Below are 14,031 nucleotides of genomic sequence, written 5' to 3' on the forward strand. Positions count from 1 at the left end.
GTTGAAGATCGTATGGGGGCGAAGCACGGATCCAGAAGCTCATCCACTGGTCGATCCACCGGTGGTTCGACCGGCGGATCGACCGGTGGCGCGACGGGCGGGCCCCCCGGCGGGTCTGCCCGCGGGTCCACCGGCGGGTCCAAGGACGCGGACCGGCGTATCGGCCGGCGGGCGCTGCTCGTCGGCGGTGCGGCGACGGCCGTGGGCACCGCCGTGCTGGCGCGCGACGAGCTGGCGCGCCTGTGGTGGCGGGTGCCGGGAGTCGAGCGGCCCCGCGAGGAGGGCGCGGTCGACTACAGCGGCGCGCGGTGGGTGGCGGCCTCGGACGAGAACTGGCGGCGTGCGGACCGGCCGGACGACTTCGGCGTCGACATGGTGATCGTCCATGTCACGCAGGGCAGCTTCGAGAGCGCGGTGAGGGCGTTCCAGAACCCGGCGCACAAGGCGGCCTCGCACTACATCGTCGGGCAGGACGGGCGCGTCACCCAGATGATCCGTGAGCTGGACGTGGCCTACCACGCGGGCAACCGCGACTACAACGAGCGCAGTGTCGGCATCGAGCACGCGGGTTTCGTGGACCGCCCGCAGGACCTCACCGACGCGATGTACGCGGCCTCCGCGCGGCTGACGGCGGGGATCTGCGCGCGGTACGAGATACCCATGGACCGCGAGCACATCATCGGCCACGTGGAGGTGCCGGGCACCGATCACACCGATCCGGGGCCGCACTGGGACTGGGACCGGTACATGGAGCTGGTCCGGCGGGCGGCCACGAGCGCCCCGTCGGGCAGTCCGACGGGCAGTCCGTCGGGGGGGCCGTCCCCGTCCGGCGCTTAGGTCGGCCCCGCCGCGCTCAGGTCAGCCCCGCCGCCCGGGCCCGTTCCACCGCCGGGCCGATCGCCTTGGCGAGCGCCTCGACGTCGGCCTCCGTGGAGGTGTGGCCGAGGGAGAAGCGCAGCGTGCCGCGGGCCAGGTCGGGGTCGGTGCCGGTGGCCAGCAGTACGTGGCTGGGCTGGGCGACGCCCGCGGTGCAGGCGGACCCGGTGGAGCACTCGATGCCCTGGGCGTCGAGCAGGAGGAGGAGGGAGTCGCCCTCGCAGCCCGGGAAGGTGAAGTGGGCGTTGGCGGGGAGGCGGCCCTGCGGCGCCGGGTCGCCGCCGAGGATGGCGTCCGGGACCGCCGTGCGGACGGCGTCGACCAGGTCGTCGCGCAGGGCTCCGATCTCGCGGGCGAACCACTCGCGCTGCCCGGTGGCGAGGCGGCCGGCGACCGCGAAGGAGGCGACGGCGGGGACGGCGAGGGTGCCGGAGCGGACGTGGCGTTCCTGGCCGCCGCCGTGCAGGACGGGTACGGGGCTGTGCTCGCGGCCGAGCAGCAGCGCGCCGATGCCGTAGGGGCCGCCGATCTTGTGGCCGGAAACCGTCATGGCGGCGAGTCCGGAAGCGGCGAAGTCGACGGGGAGCTGGCCGACGGCCTGGACCGCGTCGGCATGCAGGGGCACGTCGAACTCGGCGGCCGCGTCGGCGAGTTCACGGACCGGCATGATCGTGCCGATCTCGTTGTTGGCCCACATGACGGTGGCGAGGGCCACGTCGGCGGGGTCACGGGCGATGGCCTCGCGCAGGGCCTCGGGGTGGACGCGGCCGTGCGCGTCGACCGGCAGGTACTCGACCCTCGCGCCCTCGTGCTCGCCGAGCCAGTGGACGGCGTCGAGGACCGCATGGTGCTCGACAGGGCTGGTCAGGACGCGGGTGCGGGCCGGGTCGGCGTCGCGGCGGGCCCAGTACAGGCCCTTGACGGCGAGGTTGTCGGCCTCGGTGCCGCCGGAGGTGAGGACCACCTCGCTGGGGCGGGCGCCGAGGGACTCGGCGAGGGTTTCGCGGGCCTCCTCGACGGTACGCCGCGCGCGGCGGCCGGACGCGTGGAGGGAGGAGGCGTTGCCGGTGGCGCCCAGGTGCGCGGTGAGTGCCTCGACCGCCTCGGGAAGCATCGGGGTGGTCGCGGCGTGGTCGAGGTAAGCCATGGTGGGCCCGATTCTACGGGGCACTCCCGCCGGGCCTCAGATCAAGGCCGGTCTCTTTGCGTTCGGCCCCTTCGTGTTCGGCTTCTTCACGTTCGGCCCCTTGGTGTTCGACCGCTTCATGTTCGGCCCCTGCGCGCTCAACCTCTTGGTGCGCGGCCCGCACGGTTGGCGCCGCTGCTCGTGCGGTCCGCGGCGTGACTCACACGCTCCACGACATCGTGTTGTCCGCGGCCATGAACGCCGCCAGGACCAGCAGGTCGGCGACGCCCAGTCCGAGACCGAGCAGGGCCCGGCCGCGGCGTGCGGTGCCGTGCCGCAGGGCGACGCACGCCAGGACGATGGCGATCGGGCCGAGGAGGACGTTGAGCACGAGCAGACCGAGCAGGCCGAGGACGAAGGAGGCGACGGCCATGCCGTCGGTGTCCCGGATGCCGGTCCGGTGGGTGGTGGCCGGTGCGGTGAGCTGCATGGTGATCTCCCTACTGGGCGACGGTCCGTGCGTCAGCGGGCCGAGGTGCTCCGCCGGCGGCCGTGCCGCTCACGGATCGCGAAGATGCCGAGCCAGACGGCGATGACCAGTCCGGCGGCGGCGGAGAAGGCGGGCGGGGCGTGGGCGACGGTGCCCAGCACCAGGCCGAAGAGCAGGAGTGCGGCGACGAGAAACAGCATGGAGCGGATCCTCCGACCTCTCGTGAACGATTGCGGTTACAGTTGTTCACTGACTTGGCAGTCTAGCGCGCCGCACGGCTTTCCAATTCGAGAGAACAGTTGTTAACTGCATGGCATGAGTCACACCGTCGGCGTTCGGCAGGCACAGAAGCAGAAGACCCGGCAGGCGCTCATGGACGCGGCTCTCGGACTGTTGGAGGAGCAGAGTCTGAGCAGCCTGGGCCTGCGCGAGGTCACCCGCGCCGCGGGCGTCGCCCCGACCGCCTTCTACCGGCACTTCCGTTCCACCGCCGACCTCGGCGTGGCGCTGGTGGAGGAGGCGCTGGGCAGTCTGCACCCGATGATCAGGACGACGGTGTCACCGGCCGGGGGCAGCGAGGAACGCATCGCCCGGGCGGTCGAGTTGATCGCGGGTCACGTGGCCGCGTACCCCGCCCACGTCCGGTTCATCGCCCGCGAGCGGCACGGCGGGGTGCAGCCGGTACGGGAGGCGATACGGGAGCAACTGGCCCGGTTCGCCGAGGAGGTGAAGGCCGAGCTGGCCAAGGACCCGGTGTCGGAGGGCTGGAGCGACGCCGACCTGCTGATGCTCGCGGGTCTGTACGTCGACCAGATGCTCGCCACGGGCTCCCTGTTCCTGGAGGCACTGGAGGCCCCGGAGACACCGGGGACACCGGGGACGTCGGACGAGTCGCGCCGGCGCGCCGCCGACACCGCGACCCGCCAGATGCGGCTGATCGGCCTCGGCCGCCGGCACTGGCTGGACTGACGCTTCACCGGCCGTCGAAGGACCGGCTTCGGACCGGCCTCGAACCGGGACGCCGGAGGCGGACAGTGCCTCGACGACGTCCCGGTGGACGACGGGACGGCCGGACTTCACGGCGTCGGCCCCGCCGCGAGGGACAAGGGTCAGCCGAGCCGGACCCGGGCCAGCTGCCGGGACTGGGCCACCAGGCGGTCGGCGCTGTCCCAGACCTCGGCGTCCTCCTCCAGGAAGCCGCCGGCGAGGTTGCGGGTGGTGATGGAGACGCGCAGCGGGCCCGGCGCCGGGCGGCACCGCACGTGCACGGTCAGCTCGACCGTCGGCACCCAGCCCTTGAGCCCGAGCTCGAAGGCGGTCGGGGGCAGCGCGTCCACCGCGAGGAGCATCGACAGGGGGTCGGCGTCGCGGCCGTCGGCCAGGCCGAACCAGGCCCGCATCTCGCCCCGGCCCGAGGGCTGTCCGAGCGCCCAGCCCAGCGTGGCCGGGTCCAGCTTGAGCATCAGCCGGTCGGCGATGGCCGAACTGCCATCGACGGGGGCGGGGCCGTCCTCCGGGCCGAAGCACTGGTCCATCGGCGGGATCGCGGGGGGCTTCGCCGAGGTGCGGACGTCGTCGGGCAGCGCGTCGAGGTCGCCGTAGGAGGCGAGGACGCGGATGCGCTCGACTTCGTTGCCCTCGTCGTCGTACTGGAAGAGGGAGGCCTGGCCGGTGGAGACGGTGCGCCCGGTGCGGACGGTCTCGGTGCGCACGACCGCCGGGCCCGGCCGGGAGGCCGTGAGGTAGTGCGCCGAGATGGTGAAGGGGTCGGGGTGCGGGAGGGCGTCCCCCAGGGCGCGGCCCAGGACGGCCAGCAGGTAGCCGCCGTTGACGGCGTTGATGATCGTCCAGCCGGCGGAGAGGTCGATGTCGTAGACGCCCGGGGCGCGCCGGGTGACGGTGGTGTCCCGGTCGAACTCGCTGTCGCCGATGGTGGCACGCGTGGCCGCTGCGGAGGCTGCTTCTGGCATGGCTGCACGGTACAACAAGGGGTCTACTAAGCGGTAGCTTTCTGCTGACGGGAGGTGCCCGGCCATCAACCCCTCACCCCCTCGTCTCCTCATCCCCTCCTCCCCCGCTCGGGGTACTGAGCCCTCGTCCGCGCTCACGGAGGTACGCCTCCAGTTCGGCCGCGCCGGTCAGCATCGCCCGTCCACGAGCGGACACCCGGCCGTGCCAGTCGTGCAGGGTCGCCTCCAGCGGCTCCAGTCCACCGGCGGCCCGCACCTGGTCGATCACGCGGGCGATCTGCTCCAGCAGATAGCCGCCCCGTCTGAGCTGGTGGGCCAGCCGGGCGTCCCGTACGTCGGTCTCGCTGTAGACCCGGTATCCGGTCAGCGGGTCGCGGCGCGGGCGCACCAGCCCGGCACGCTCCCACTTGCGCAGCGTCGCGGGCCGGATACCGAGCTCCGCCGCCAGCGGACCGACGAACGTTCCGCCGGAACCGGCCGCCGGCACACCGGGCGCGGGGTGCAAGGCGGGAGCGGCGTCCGCGGTGGGCGCCAGGTCGCGCAGCGCGCTCTCCACTGCCCGGAGCGTTCGCCGGTCGTCGAGCAGCTGGGCGTGGCTCTCGTCGATGAGCCGGTACGCCTCGTCCACCGCGTCCCGGTTCACGGCCCGCATGATCGACGCCGCCGGCTGGTGACCGTGGCCGGGCACCAGGGCGAGGAAGGCGTCCAGCGCCCGGGCGTGCAGGGGGGTGTAGGTGCGGTAGCCGTGGGCCGTGCGACCGGCGGCCGGGAGGATGCCGGCCTCCTCGTAGTTCCGGACGGCCTGCGTCGACAGACCGTGCCCGCGCGCGAGATCGACCGGCCTGAGCCTGTCACTGCTTTGAGACTTTCGAACCATGGGCGGGACAGTATCGCGACAGAGTTTCAACCGGAAGTTCAACGATAGCGTTGAAGGCATGGCTACTGGCATCGAGGACACCGTCCACCCCGTCGAGTCCGCCGCCGTCATGGCGCTGCTCCCCGGCCGGCCCCGGCTGCTCGCCCTGGGCGAACCCACCCACGGCGAGGACGCCCTGCTCGAGATCCGCAACGACCTCTTCCGGCAGCTCGTCGAAGTGGAGGGCTACCGGACGATCGCGCTCGAGAGCGACTGTCTGATGGGCCTGGTCGTGGACGACTACGTCACCTCCGGCACGGGCACCCTCGACGAGGTCATGGAGCACGGGTTCAGCCACGGCTGGGGAGCCTCGGCGGCCAACCGCGAACTCGCGCGCTGGATGCGCGCGCACAACGAGCGCGCCGACAAGGAGGGCCGGCCGGCCGCCGAGCGGCTCCGCTTCGCCGGTTTCGACGGCCCGCTGGAGATCACCGGCGCCGCGAGCCCCCGGCAGGCGCTCACCGCGCTCCACGGCTACCTGGAGCAGGCCCGGGTGGACGCGGGCCTGCTCCCATGCACCGCGGAGACACTCGACCGTCTGCTCGGCGCCGACGACCGGTGGACCGAACCCGCCGCGATGACGGACCCGGCCCGGTCCGTGGGGCGGTCGGCCGAGGCCGGGGAGCTGCGGCTGCTCGCCGACGACCTGGTGTCGCTGCTCGACGAGCAGACGCCGCACCTGCTCGCGGCGACCTCGCGGGACGACTGGGAGCGGGCATGCCTGTACGGGCGGGCCGCGACCGGCCTGCTGCGCTACCACTCCTGGATGGCCGACACCTCACCGGCACGCATGAACCGGCTGCTGGGCGTGCGGGACCGGATGATGGCCCACAACCTCCTCGCGCTCGCCGACCGGGGTCCGGTGCTCGTCCACGCCCAGAACGCCCACCTCCAGCGGGAGAAGAGCACGATGCGGATGTGGCAGGGGCAGGTGGAGTGGTGGAGCGCCGGTGCGCTGGTGAGCGCCCGGCTCGGCGAGGAGTACGCCGTCGTCGCCACGGCCCTCGGCACGATCAGGCACCGGGGCGTGGACGTCCCTCCGCCGGACACCGTCGAAGGGCTCCTGTACGGGCTACCGGAGGAGCGCTGCGTCGTCGACGCCGCCGGGCTGGCCGGCGTTCTCGGCGACACACGGCCCGCGTCCCGCGTGTCCCCCTGGTTCGGCTACGCCTCGCTCGACCCGGCCCACCTGGCCGCGATCGACGGGCTGGTGTTCGTCAAGGACGTCCCGGACAGGCGGTAGTGCCGCCGGGCCTCACTCCCCCTCCGTCACCGTCGACCGCCGGTTCCAGGCGCGCGGGGCCCGCCAGTGGAACCGCAGGGCGAGCAGGCGCAGGGCGAAGGCCGTGACCACCGCGAGTCCGGTGGTGAACGGGGTGAGCGCCTCGTAGCGGATGCACAGGGCGGCCATGGTGGCGCCGACGATCGCCGGGACGGCGTACAGGTCGCGGTCCCAGCGCAGCAGCGACGGCACCTCGTTGGCCAGCACGTCCCGCAGAACGCCGCCGCCCACGGCCGTGGCCAGGCCCAGGCAGGCGGAGGCGGTCAGGCCGAGCCCGTAGTCGTACGCCTTGGTCGTGCCGGCGACGCAGAACAGGCCGAGACCGGCCGCGTCGAAGATGTTCACGCCGGTCTGGAGGCGCTCCACGTGGGGGTGGAGGAAGAAGACCAGCAGGGTGGCGAAGAGCGGGGTGATGAAGTACCCCAGGTCCGTGAAGGCCGCGGGCGGTACGGCGCCGATGACCAGGTCCCGGAACAGCCCGCCGCCCAGCGCGGTGACCTCGGCGAGGACGGCGATGCCGAACACGTCGAAGTTCTTGCGTACGGCCAGCAGGGCGCCGGAGATGGCGAAGACGAAGATGCCGATCAGGTCGAGCGTGTGCTGGACGGTGGGGCTGAAGAGTTGCTCGTACACCCTTCTATTCTTACCTGCCGATGAGCCCCCGCCTTACAAATGAAGGCGGGGGCTCATCGGCAGGGCAAGCTCACTTCTCCTTGGCGGGAGGCTCCTCGTCGGCGGCCTCGGCACTCTCGGTGCCCTTGGCGCCCTTGGGGCTCTCCGTACCCTTGGTGCCCTTGGCACCCTTGGGGCTCTCCGCGCCCTCGGCACTCTCGGTGCCCTTGGCGCTCTCCGCGCCCTCGGCACTCTCGGTGCCCTTGGCGCTCTCCGTACCCTCGGCACCCTTGGCGCCCTCCGCGCCCTTGGCACCATCGGCACTCTCGGTGCCCTCCGCGCCCTCCGCGCCGGGCTCGTCACCGCTCGCGGCGTCTTCGGAGTGCTCGGTGCCGGCCTCGACCTCCGCGGCCACCGCCGCCGAGGTCGCCGCCGACTCCGCCAGTGCCTTCTCGGACACCAGCTCCGCCGCCTCCTTGGCGTCGGAGAGCAGGACGACGTCCTGCGGGGCCTGGTCCTCGAAGTTCTCCGGGTGGTGGCAGGCGACCTGCTGGCCGGGGCGCAGCTCCTTCAGCGGCGGCTCGGTCGTCGTGCAGATCTGCGTCGCCTTCCAGCACCGGGTGTGGAAGCGGCAGCCGCTCGGCGGGGCGATCGGCGAGGGCACGTCGCCCTTGAGCAGGATGCGCTCGCTCTTGGCCGACTTGCGTGCCGGGTCCGGGATCGGGACCGCCGACATCAGCGCCTTGGTGTACGGGTGCATCGGCGTCTTGTAGAGCAGGTCGCGGTCGGCCAGCTCCATGATCTTGCCGAGGTACATCACCGCGATCCGGTCCGAGACGTGCCGGACGACGGACAGGTCGTGCGCGATGATCACGTACGTCAGACCCAGCTCCTGCTGGAGGTCGTCGAGGAGGTTGACGACCTGGGCCTGGATCGACACGTCCAGCGCGGAGACCGGCTCGTCGGCCACGACCAGCTTGGGGTTGAGCGCGAGCGCGCGGGCGATGCCGATGCGCTGGCGCTGGCCGCCGGAGAACTCGTGCGGGTAGCGGTTGTAGTGCTCGGGGTTGAGACCGACCACCGACAGCAGCCGCTGGACCTCCTTCTTGACCCCGCCCTCGGGCTCGACGCCCTGGAGCTTGAAGGGGGCGCTGACGATCGTGCCGATGGTGTGGCGCGGGTTCAGCGACGAGTACGGGTCCTGGAAGATCATCTGCACGTCGCGGCGCAGCGGACGCATGCCGCCGACCCCGAGGTGGGTGATGTCCTTGCCCTGGAACTCGACCTTGCCGGCGGTCGGCTCGAGCAGCCGGGTGATGAGCCGGCCCATGGTCGACTTGCCGCAGCCCGACTCGCCGACGACGCCGAGGGTCTCACCGGACCTGACCTCGAAGTCGATGCCGTCGACGGCGCGCACCGCGCCGACCTGGCGCTGCAGCAGGCCCTTCTTGATCGGGAAGTGCTTCTGCAGCCCGGTCACCTTCAGCAGGGTCTCGCCGGGGGCGGCGTCCTTGGTGAGGGTGGCGGCCCGGGCGGCGTCGCCCTGTGTGCCGTCGCTCTGCGCAGGAATGGCCACTGCTTCGTCCTTGGCGTTCTCGCTCACAGCTTCGGCGCAATCTCTTCGGTCCAGATACGCTCCCGCTGCTCCTGCGACATGTGGCAGGCGGCCCAGTGCTTGCTGCCGACCTCGGCCAGCTCGGGGCGGACCGTGCGGGTGACGTCGTCCTTGGGCACGTCGGCGTACGGGCAGCGCGGGTTGAAGGCGCAGCCGGACGGCAGGTTGATCAGCGAGGGCGGGGAGCCCTTGACCGGGATGAGGCGCTCCTGCTGGTCGCGGTCGAGCCGCGGCATCGAGCCGAGCAGGCCCCAGGTGTAGGGGTGCCGGGGCTCGTAGAACACCTTCTCCGCCGGGCCCCGCTCGACGCACCGGCCGCCGTACATCACCAGGAGGTCGTCGGCCAGCTCGGCGACGACGCCCAGGTCGTGGGTGATGACGATGACCGCGGAGCCGAACTCCTTCTGCAGGTCCCGGATGAGGTCGAGGATCTGCGCCTGGACGGTCACGTCCAGGGCGGTGGTCGGCTCGTCCGCGATGAGCAGCTCGGGGTTGTTGACCAGCGACATCGCGATCATCGCGCGCTGGCGCATGCCGCCGGAGAACTCGTGCGGGTAACTGTCCACCCGCTTGTCCGGCTGCGGGATGCCGACGCGGTCGAGCATCTCCACCGCGCGGCGCTTGGCGGTCTTCTTGTCCACGTCGTGGTGGATGCGGTACGCCTCCACGATCTGCTGCCCGATCGTGTAGTACGGGTGCAGGGCGGACAGCGGGTCCTGGAAGATCATCGCCATCTCGCGGCCGCGCAGCTTGCGCACGTGGTCCGGGTCGGCGGAGAGCAGCTCGGTGCCGTCCAGCCAGATCTCACCCGAGATCTGGGCCTTGCGCTTGCCGTACTGGCCGGCGGTGTGCAGGCCCATGATGCCGAGCGAGGTCACCGACTTGCCCGAGCCGGACTCGCCCACGATGCCGAGGGTCTTGCCCCGCTCCAGCTGGAAGCTGAGCCCGTCGACGGACTTGACCAGGCCGTCGTCGGTCGGGAAGTGCACCTTCAGGTCGCGTACTTCCAGGAAGGCGCTCGGCGCGGGCGAGGTGCCGGTGGGCTCGCCCACGGCTGCTCCGCTCTTGCTGAGTTCGGTCATGCGAGCCTCACTCGGGGGTCGATCACGGCGTACAGGATGTCCACCACGAGGTTGGCGATCAGCACCGCGAGGGAAGTGATCAGGACGACGCCCAGGATGAAGGGCAGGTCCTGGGTCTTGATGGCGTCCAGCACCTTCTGGCCGAGGCCGGGGAGGCTGAACGTGGTCTCGGTCAGGATAGCGCCGCCCATGAGGGCGCCGAGGTCCATGCCGAGCATGGTGAGCAGCGGGGTCAGGGTCGACCGCATGGCGTGCTTGCGGATGACGACCGCCTCCCTGAGGCCCTTGGCACGCGCGGTGCGGATGTAGTCCTCGCCGAGGATCTCCATCATGGTGGCCCGGGTGATCCGGGCGTACATCGCGGCGTACAGGAAGGCCAGGGTGACCCAGGGCAGGATCATGCCGCCGAGCCAGCCGGTGAGGCTGTCCTCCAGGGGCACGAACTCACCGTCGATCCAGCCCAGGCCGTAGGAGAAGACCGCCAGGCTGACCAGGCCGGTGAAGTAGATGGGGAGGGAGACGCCCGCCAGCGCGACGATCATCGCGCCGCGGTCCCACAGGGTGCCCCGCTTGAGGGCGGAGAGCACACCGGCGGCGAGGCCGAAGATCAGCCACAGGACGGCCGCACCGAGCGCGAGAGCCAGGGTCACCGGGAAACGCTCGGTCAGCACCGGCCACACGGACTGTTCGGTGCGGAAGGAGTAGCCGAAGCACGGCGCGGCGCAGTTGGTGACGTCACCGCCGGCCGCGTAGGTACGGCCCACGAAGATGCCCTTGAAGAACTCCCAGGCCTGGACGAAGACCGGGTCGGACAGACCCAGCTTCTGTCGCACTCCCTCGACGGCGGCGGGGTCCGCCTGCTTGCCCACGAAGCTCAGGGCGACGTCGACGCCCGCCCACTTGGGGACGAGGAAGAAGATGCCGAAGACCACCAGGATGATGACCACGAGCATCACTGCGGCGGCGAACAGCCGCCTGATGAGATAAGCGAGCACGGGTTGCGGCCCGCTGCGGACCGAGGGCCGCCGGAGATCGTCCGGCGGCCCGCGGTCACGCCGCGCCGGCCTTCACCTGCCTTTCGTGCCGTACGGCGGGTGTACCGGTTACTTCGAGGACTTCAGGCCGAGGTTGACGAAGTCGTACATGCCGCTGTAGCCGTCGGTCGTGTACACGTTCGCCAGTCGGTTGGAGCGCCAGTTGATGAACTTCTCGAAGACGAAGGGCAGGTAGTACGCGCCCTCCATCACCTTGTGGTTGATCTCCGTGGCGATCTTGGCCTTGCCCGCGTCGTCCAGCTCGGTCAGGTAGTCCGCGAACAGGCCGTCGATGGCCTTGTCCTTGATCATCGCGAAGTTGTTGTTCGCGCTGTCGAGGATGTAGTCGCTGTGCCACAGCGGCAGACCGTAGCCCTGCACGGACGGGAAGTCCGGGCCCCAGCCCATGATGATGATGCCGTAGCCCTTCTTCTGGACGTTGGCGGGGGCGCCGATGACGCTGGCGTACTGCGAACCGTCGTACTGGTCGATCTCGACGTCGATGCCGACCTTCTTCAGCGACGCCTGGAGCGACTCGGCGGTGGCCACCTCGACCGGCTTGTTGTTGCGGACCGCGATGGTGGTCTTGAAGCCGTTCGGCTGGCCGCAGGCCTTCAGCTCTTCCTTGGCCTTGGCGACGTTGCCCTTCTTGTTCTCACCGGCCATGCCGTACGGGTCGTACTTCTGGCCCTCGGAGCCCGGGACGGACGGCGGCAGCATGTTGGTGCCGATGTCGCCACCGGCGACCGGGCCGCCGCGCGCGGTCTGCAGCGAGACGTGGTCGGCCCCGTAGAGCACGGCCTTGCGGCAGTGGACGTTGTCGAACGGCTTCACGTTCTGCGGGAAGGACGCATACCGGATGTAACCCGAGACCGGGTTGTCCAGGTTGCCCTTGTGCTCCTGCAGGGCGGTGGTGCGGCCCTGCGGGGACAGACCGGTCTGGGCCAGGTCCAGGTCGTAGTCGCCGGCGATCAGGCGGGCGTCCAGGTCGTTGGCGTTGGAGAAGAACTTGATCGTGATCTTGTCCGGGTACGCCTTGCGGACCGGGTCCGACTCCTGCTTCCACTCGGTGTTGCGGACCAGGGTGAGGTCCTTGCCCGGGTTGTAGGACTCGAACTTGTACGGGCCCGAGGAGAACGGGCGCAGGCCGTACTTGGACTTGGTGTCCTTGTCCTGGCGGACCGGGGACGCCGAGGTCAGCGCCAGCATCTCCTCGAAGTCCGAGTTGGCCTGCGGCAGCTTGAAGACGATGGTCTTGTCGTCGGGGGTCTCGATCGCCTTCAGACCGAGCTTGTCCTTCGACGTGTCCTTGTAGGGACCGGGGTACTCACCCTTGGGGTCCAGGACGTCCTTCAGGTAGACCGGACCGCCGGACAGCACGTCCTGCGCCCAGACGCGCTCGATGCCGTACTTGACGTCCTTGGAGGTGATCGGCTTGCCGTCCTCCCAGGTGACGCCGTCACGCAGGGTGTACGTGTAGGTCTTGCCGTCGTCCGAGACCTTGGCGAGCCCGGTGGCGAGGTCGGGGGTGACCTGCGCTCCGGCGGCGCCCGGCTCCGTCTTGTTCGTGACGAGCTGGCGGCTGTAGTAGCGGGAGAAGTTCCACATGAAGCCGTAGTAACCGCGCGTGGTGTCCCACGAGTCGGCGTCCTGCGTGCTCGCGAACTTCAGCGTGCCGCCCTTCTTGGCCTCGGAGGCCTGAAGGACCTTGTTGTTGGCCGCGTCGAACTGGGCCGCGCCGTTCTTCGAGCCGCCACTGCTGTCGTCTCCGCCGCCGCCGCACGCCGCCGTGGTCAGCAGCGCGGCGACCACTGCGGCAGCGGCCAAAGCCTGCTTGCGCCGCCCTGAGGTGCGTTGGGTAGTCACGATCTCGGATCCTCCGGATTAGATGAGAGACCCCGTGCAGGTGCCACGGGTCGCTTGCCGGTACGGCAGGTCAGCGGGAGCCCTTCGGGTCCAGCGCGTCGCGCACGCCGTCGCCGAAGAGGTTGAAGGCAAGAACGGTGATGAAGATCGCCACACCGGGAACCACCATGTACATGGGATCCGACTTGTAGTAGTCGATCGCGCTCGAGAGCATCTGCCCCCAGGACGAGGTGGGCGGCTTGACGCCCACGCCCAGGAAGCTGAGCGCCGCCTCGGTGAGGATGTTGGTGGGGATCATCATCGTGGTGTAGACGATGATCGGCGCCACCAGGTTGGGCAGCAGTTCCTTGAACAGGATGTAGAACCGTCCGGCTCCCAGGGACCGGGCCGCCTCGACGTACTCGCGTTCACGCATCGAGAGTGTCTGGCCGCGGACCACGCGACCGATGTAGGGCCAGCCGAAGAAGCCGATGACCAGGATCATCATGAGCAGTCGCACGCCCGTGCCGCTCAGTCCCAGCATGTTGTCGGGCATGACGGAGACCAGCGCGATGATGAACAGCAGCTGCGGGAAGGCCAGCAGGCCGTCCATGATCCGGCTGATGAGGGCGTCGACCCAGCCGCCGAAGAAGCCGGCCAGGACACCCAGGACGGTGCCGATGACCACGGCGACCATCGCGGACAGGAAGCCGACGAGCAGCGAGATCCGGGCACCGTGGACGATGCGGGCGAAGACGTCGCGGCCGTTGACCGGTTCGACACCCAGCCAGTGCTCGCCGCTGATCCCGCCCAGGGACCCCGTGGGGGTGCCGAACAGCGGGTCGATCTTGTCCTCGTTGAAGGCGTTGGGCTCCTGCCCGTAGAGGGAGGTGATCAGGGGCGCGAGCACCGCGATCACGATGAGGGCGAGTACCACGACGCCGCCCGTCAGGGCCAGCTTGTCCCGTTTCAGGCGCTCCCAGGCGATCCGGCCCAGGGAACGTCCCTGTACCGCCTTGGCGTCGGCGCCGGCAACCGCCGCTTCCTCGGCAGCACTTGGGGCCGCTTCCGCGGTCGGCTCGTGCAATGGTGCCGTCATCTGGCAGGGACCCCTCTCAACCGGCGGTAGCCGGCCCGCACTTGCCGCTGTAGCGGCGTGATCAGTCCGTCGTACACAGGGGCG

The 14,031-nt window shown here is 70.6% G+C and carries 14 protein-coding genes; 3 read left to right on the forward strand and 11 right to left on the reverse strand.

What is annotated here, in order from left to right; all coding sequences use genetic code 11:
• The first annotated feature begins 12 nt into the window (after nt 1–12).
• Nucleotides 13–837, forward strand: a complete 825-nt coding sequence (locus tag ACZ7G3_RS25055; RefSeq protein WP_470928316.1) for an N-acetylmuramoyl-L-alanine amidase — start codon at nt 13–15, stop codon at nt 835–837.
• Between the two features lie 16 nt (nt 838–853).
• Here ACZ7G3_RS25055 and ACZ7G3_RS25060 read toward each other — a convergent pair whose 3' ends face one another.
• From ACZ7G3_RS25060 to ACZ7G3_RS25070, 3 genes are all read right to left on the reverse strand, one after another.
• Nucleotides 854–2,023 carry a cysteine desulfurase family protein gene (locus ACZ7G3_RS25060; protein ID WP_470928317.1) on the reverse strand — a complete coding sequence of 390 codons (1,170 nt, stop codon included), beginning with the start codon at nt 2,021–2,023 and terminating at the stop codon, nt 854–856.
• A 199-nt stretch (nt 2,024–2,222) separates the two neighbouring features.
• Nucleotides 2,223–2,492 carry a DUF4190 domain-containing protein gene (locus ACZ7G3_RS25065; protein ID WP_470928318.1) on the reverse strand — a complete coding sequence of 90 codons (270 nt, stop codon included), beginning with the start codon at nt 2,490–2,492 and terminating at the stop codon, nt 2,223–2,225.
• 32 nt (nt 2,493–2,524) lie between these two features.
• Nucleotides 2,525–2,692: a hypothetical protein gene (locus tag ACZ7G3_RS25070; protein WP_426524818.1), complete on the reverse strand. Its 168-nt coding sequence runs from the start codon at nt 2,690–2,692 to the stop codon at nt 2,525–2,527.
• 115 nt (nt 2,693–2,807) lie between these two features.
• On the opposite strand from ACZ7G3_RS25070, the gene ACZ7G3_RS25075 reads away from it, so the two are divergent.
• Complete coding sequence (locus ACZ7G3_RS25075) at nt 2,808–3,461, forward strand: TetR family transcriptional regulator (RefSeq protein ID WP_470928319.1); 654 nt, start codon at nt 2,808–2,810, stop codon at nt 3,459–3,461.
• Nucleotides 3,462–3,601: 140 nt separating this feature from the next.
• On the opposite strand, the gene ACZ7G3_RS25080 is transcribed toward ACZ7G3_RS25075, so the two are convergent.
• A complete protein-coding gene (locus tag ACZ7G3_RS25080) occupies nt 3,602–4,462 on the reverse strand; it encodes a thioesterase family protein (RefSeq protein WP_470928320.1) in 861 nt (286 codons plus the stop codon).
• Nucleotides 4,463–4,535: 73 nt separating this feature from the next.
• Nucleotides 4,536–5,339 carry a TioE family transcriptional regulator gene (locus ACZ7G3_RS25085; RefSeq protein ID WP_470928321.1) on the reverse strand — a complete coding sequence of 268 codons (804 nt, stop codon included), beginning with the start codon at nt 5,337–5,339 and terminating at the stop codon, nt 4,536–4,538.
• A gap of 58 nt (nt 5,340–5,397) precedes the next feature.
• On the opposite strand from ACZ7G3_RS25085, the gene ACZ7G3_RS25090 reads away from it, so the two are divergent.
• A complete protein-coding gene (locus ACZ7G3_RS25090; protein WP_470928322.1) occupies nt 5,398–6,621 on the forward strand; it encodes an erythromycin esterase family protein in 1,224 nt (407 codons plus the stop codon).
• A gap of 12 nt (nt 6,622–6,633) precedes the next feature.
• Here ACZ7G3_RS25090 and ACZ7G3_RS25095 read toward each other — a convergent pair whose 3' ends face one another.
• From ACZ7G3_RS25095 to ACZ7G3_RS25120, 6 genes are all read right to left on the reverse strand, one after another.
• Complete coding sequence (locus tag ACZ7G3_RS25095) at nt 6,634–7,293, reverse strand: trimeric intracellular cation channel family protein (protein WP_426600275.1); 660 nt, start codon at nt 7,291–7,293, stop codon at nt 6,634–6,636.
• A gap of 70 nt (nt 7,294–7,363) precedes the next feature.
• A complete protein-coding gene (locus ACZ7G3_RS25100) occupies nt 7,364–8,848 on the reverse strand; it encodes an ABC transporter ATP-binding protein (RefSeq protein ID WP_470928323.1) in 1,485 nt (494 codons plus the stop codon).
• Between the two features lie 23 nt (nt 8,849–8,871).
• Entirely contained in the window at nt 8,872–9,969 is a 1,098-nt protein-coding gene (locus ACZ7G3_RS25105) for an ABC transporter ATP-binding protein (RefSeq protein ID WP_426600277.1), read from the reverse strand.
• A complete protein-coding gene (locus tag ACZ7G3_RS25110; RefSeq protein ID WP_426600278.1) occupies nt 9,966–10,964 on the reverse strand; it encodes an ABC transporter permease in 999 nt (332 codons plus the stop codon). The genes ACZ7G3_RS25105 and ACZ7G3_RS25110 overlap by 4 nt, the downstream gene beginning before the upstream one ends.
• A gap of 108 nt (nt 10,965–11,072) precedes the next feature.
• Complete coding sequence (locus ACZ7G3_RS25115) at nt 11,073–12,869, reverse strand: ABC transporter substrate-binding protein (protein ID WP_426600279.1); 1,797 nt, start codon at nt 12,867–12,869, stop codon at nt 11,073–11,075.
• 70 nt (nt 12,870–12,939) lie between these two features.
• Entirely contained in the window at nt 12,940–13,947 is a 1,008-nt protein-coding gene (locus tag ACZ7G3_RS25120) for an ABC transporter permease (RefSeq protein WP_426524798.1), read from the reverse strand.
• Nucleotides 13,948–14,031: the final 84 nt, after the last annotated feature.

It is taken from the genome of Streptomyces sp. NPDC037271, assembly GCF_055603605.1.

Coding starts and splice junctions, on each gene's coding strand:
- ACZ7G3_RS25120 (WP_426524798.1), bottom strand. CDS start 13,947: ATGACGGCACCATTGCACGAGCCGACCGCGGAAGCGGCCCCAAGTGCT.
- ACZ7G3_RS25065 (WP_470928318.1), bottom strand. CDS start 2,492: ATGCAGCTCACCGCACCGGCCACCACCCACCGGACCGGCATCCGGGAC.
- ACZ7G3_RS25075 (WP_470928319.1), top strand. CDS start 2,808: ATGAGTCACACCGTCGGCGTTCGGCAGGCACAGAAGCAGAAGACCCGG.
- ACZ7G3_RS25080 (WP_470928320.1), bottom strand. CDS start 4,462: ATGCCAGAAGCAGCCTCCGCAGCGGCCACGCGTGCCACCATCGGCGAC.
- ACZ7G3_RS25060 (WP_470928317.1), bottom strand. CDS start 2,023: ATGGCTTACCTCGACCACGCCGCGACCACCCCGATGCTTCCCGAGGCG.
- ACZ7G3_RS25105 (WP_426600277.1), bottom strand. CDS start 9,969: ATGACCGAACTCAGCAAGAGCGGAGCAGCCGTGGGCGAGCCCACCGGC.
- ACZ7G3_RS25085 (WP_470928321.1), bottom strand. CDS start 5,339: ATGGTTCGAAAGTCTCAAAGCAGTGACAGGCTCAGGCCGGTCGATCTC.
- ACZ7G3_RS25070 (WP_426524818.1), bottom strand. CDS start 2,692: ATGCTGTTTCTCGTCGCCGCACTCCTGCTCTTCGGCCTGGTGCTGGGC.
- ACZ7G3_RS25055 (WP_470928316.1), top strand. CDS start 13: ATGGGGGCGAAGCACGGATCCAGAAGCTCATCCACTGGTCGATCCACC.
- ACZ7G3_RS25090 (WP_470928322.1), top strand. CDS start 5,398: ATGGCTACTGGCATCGAGGACACCGTCCACCCCGTCGAGTCCGCCGCC.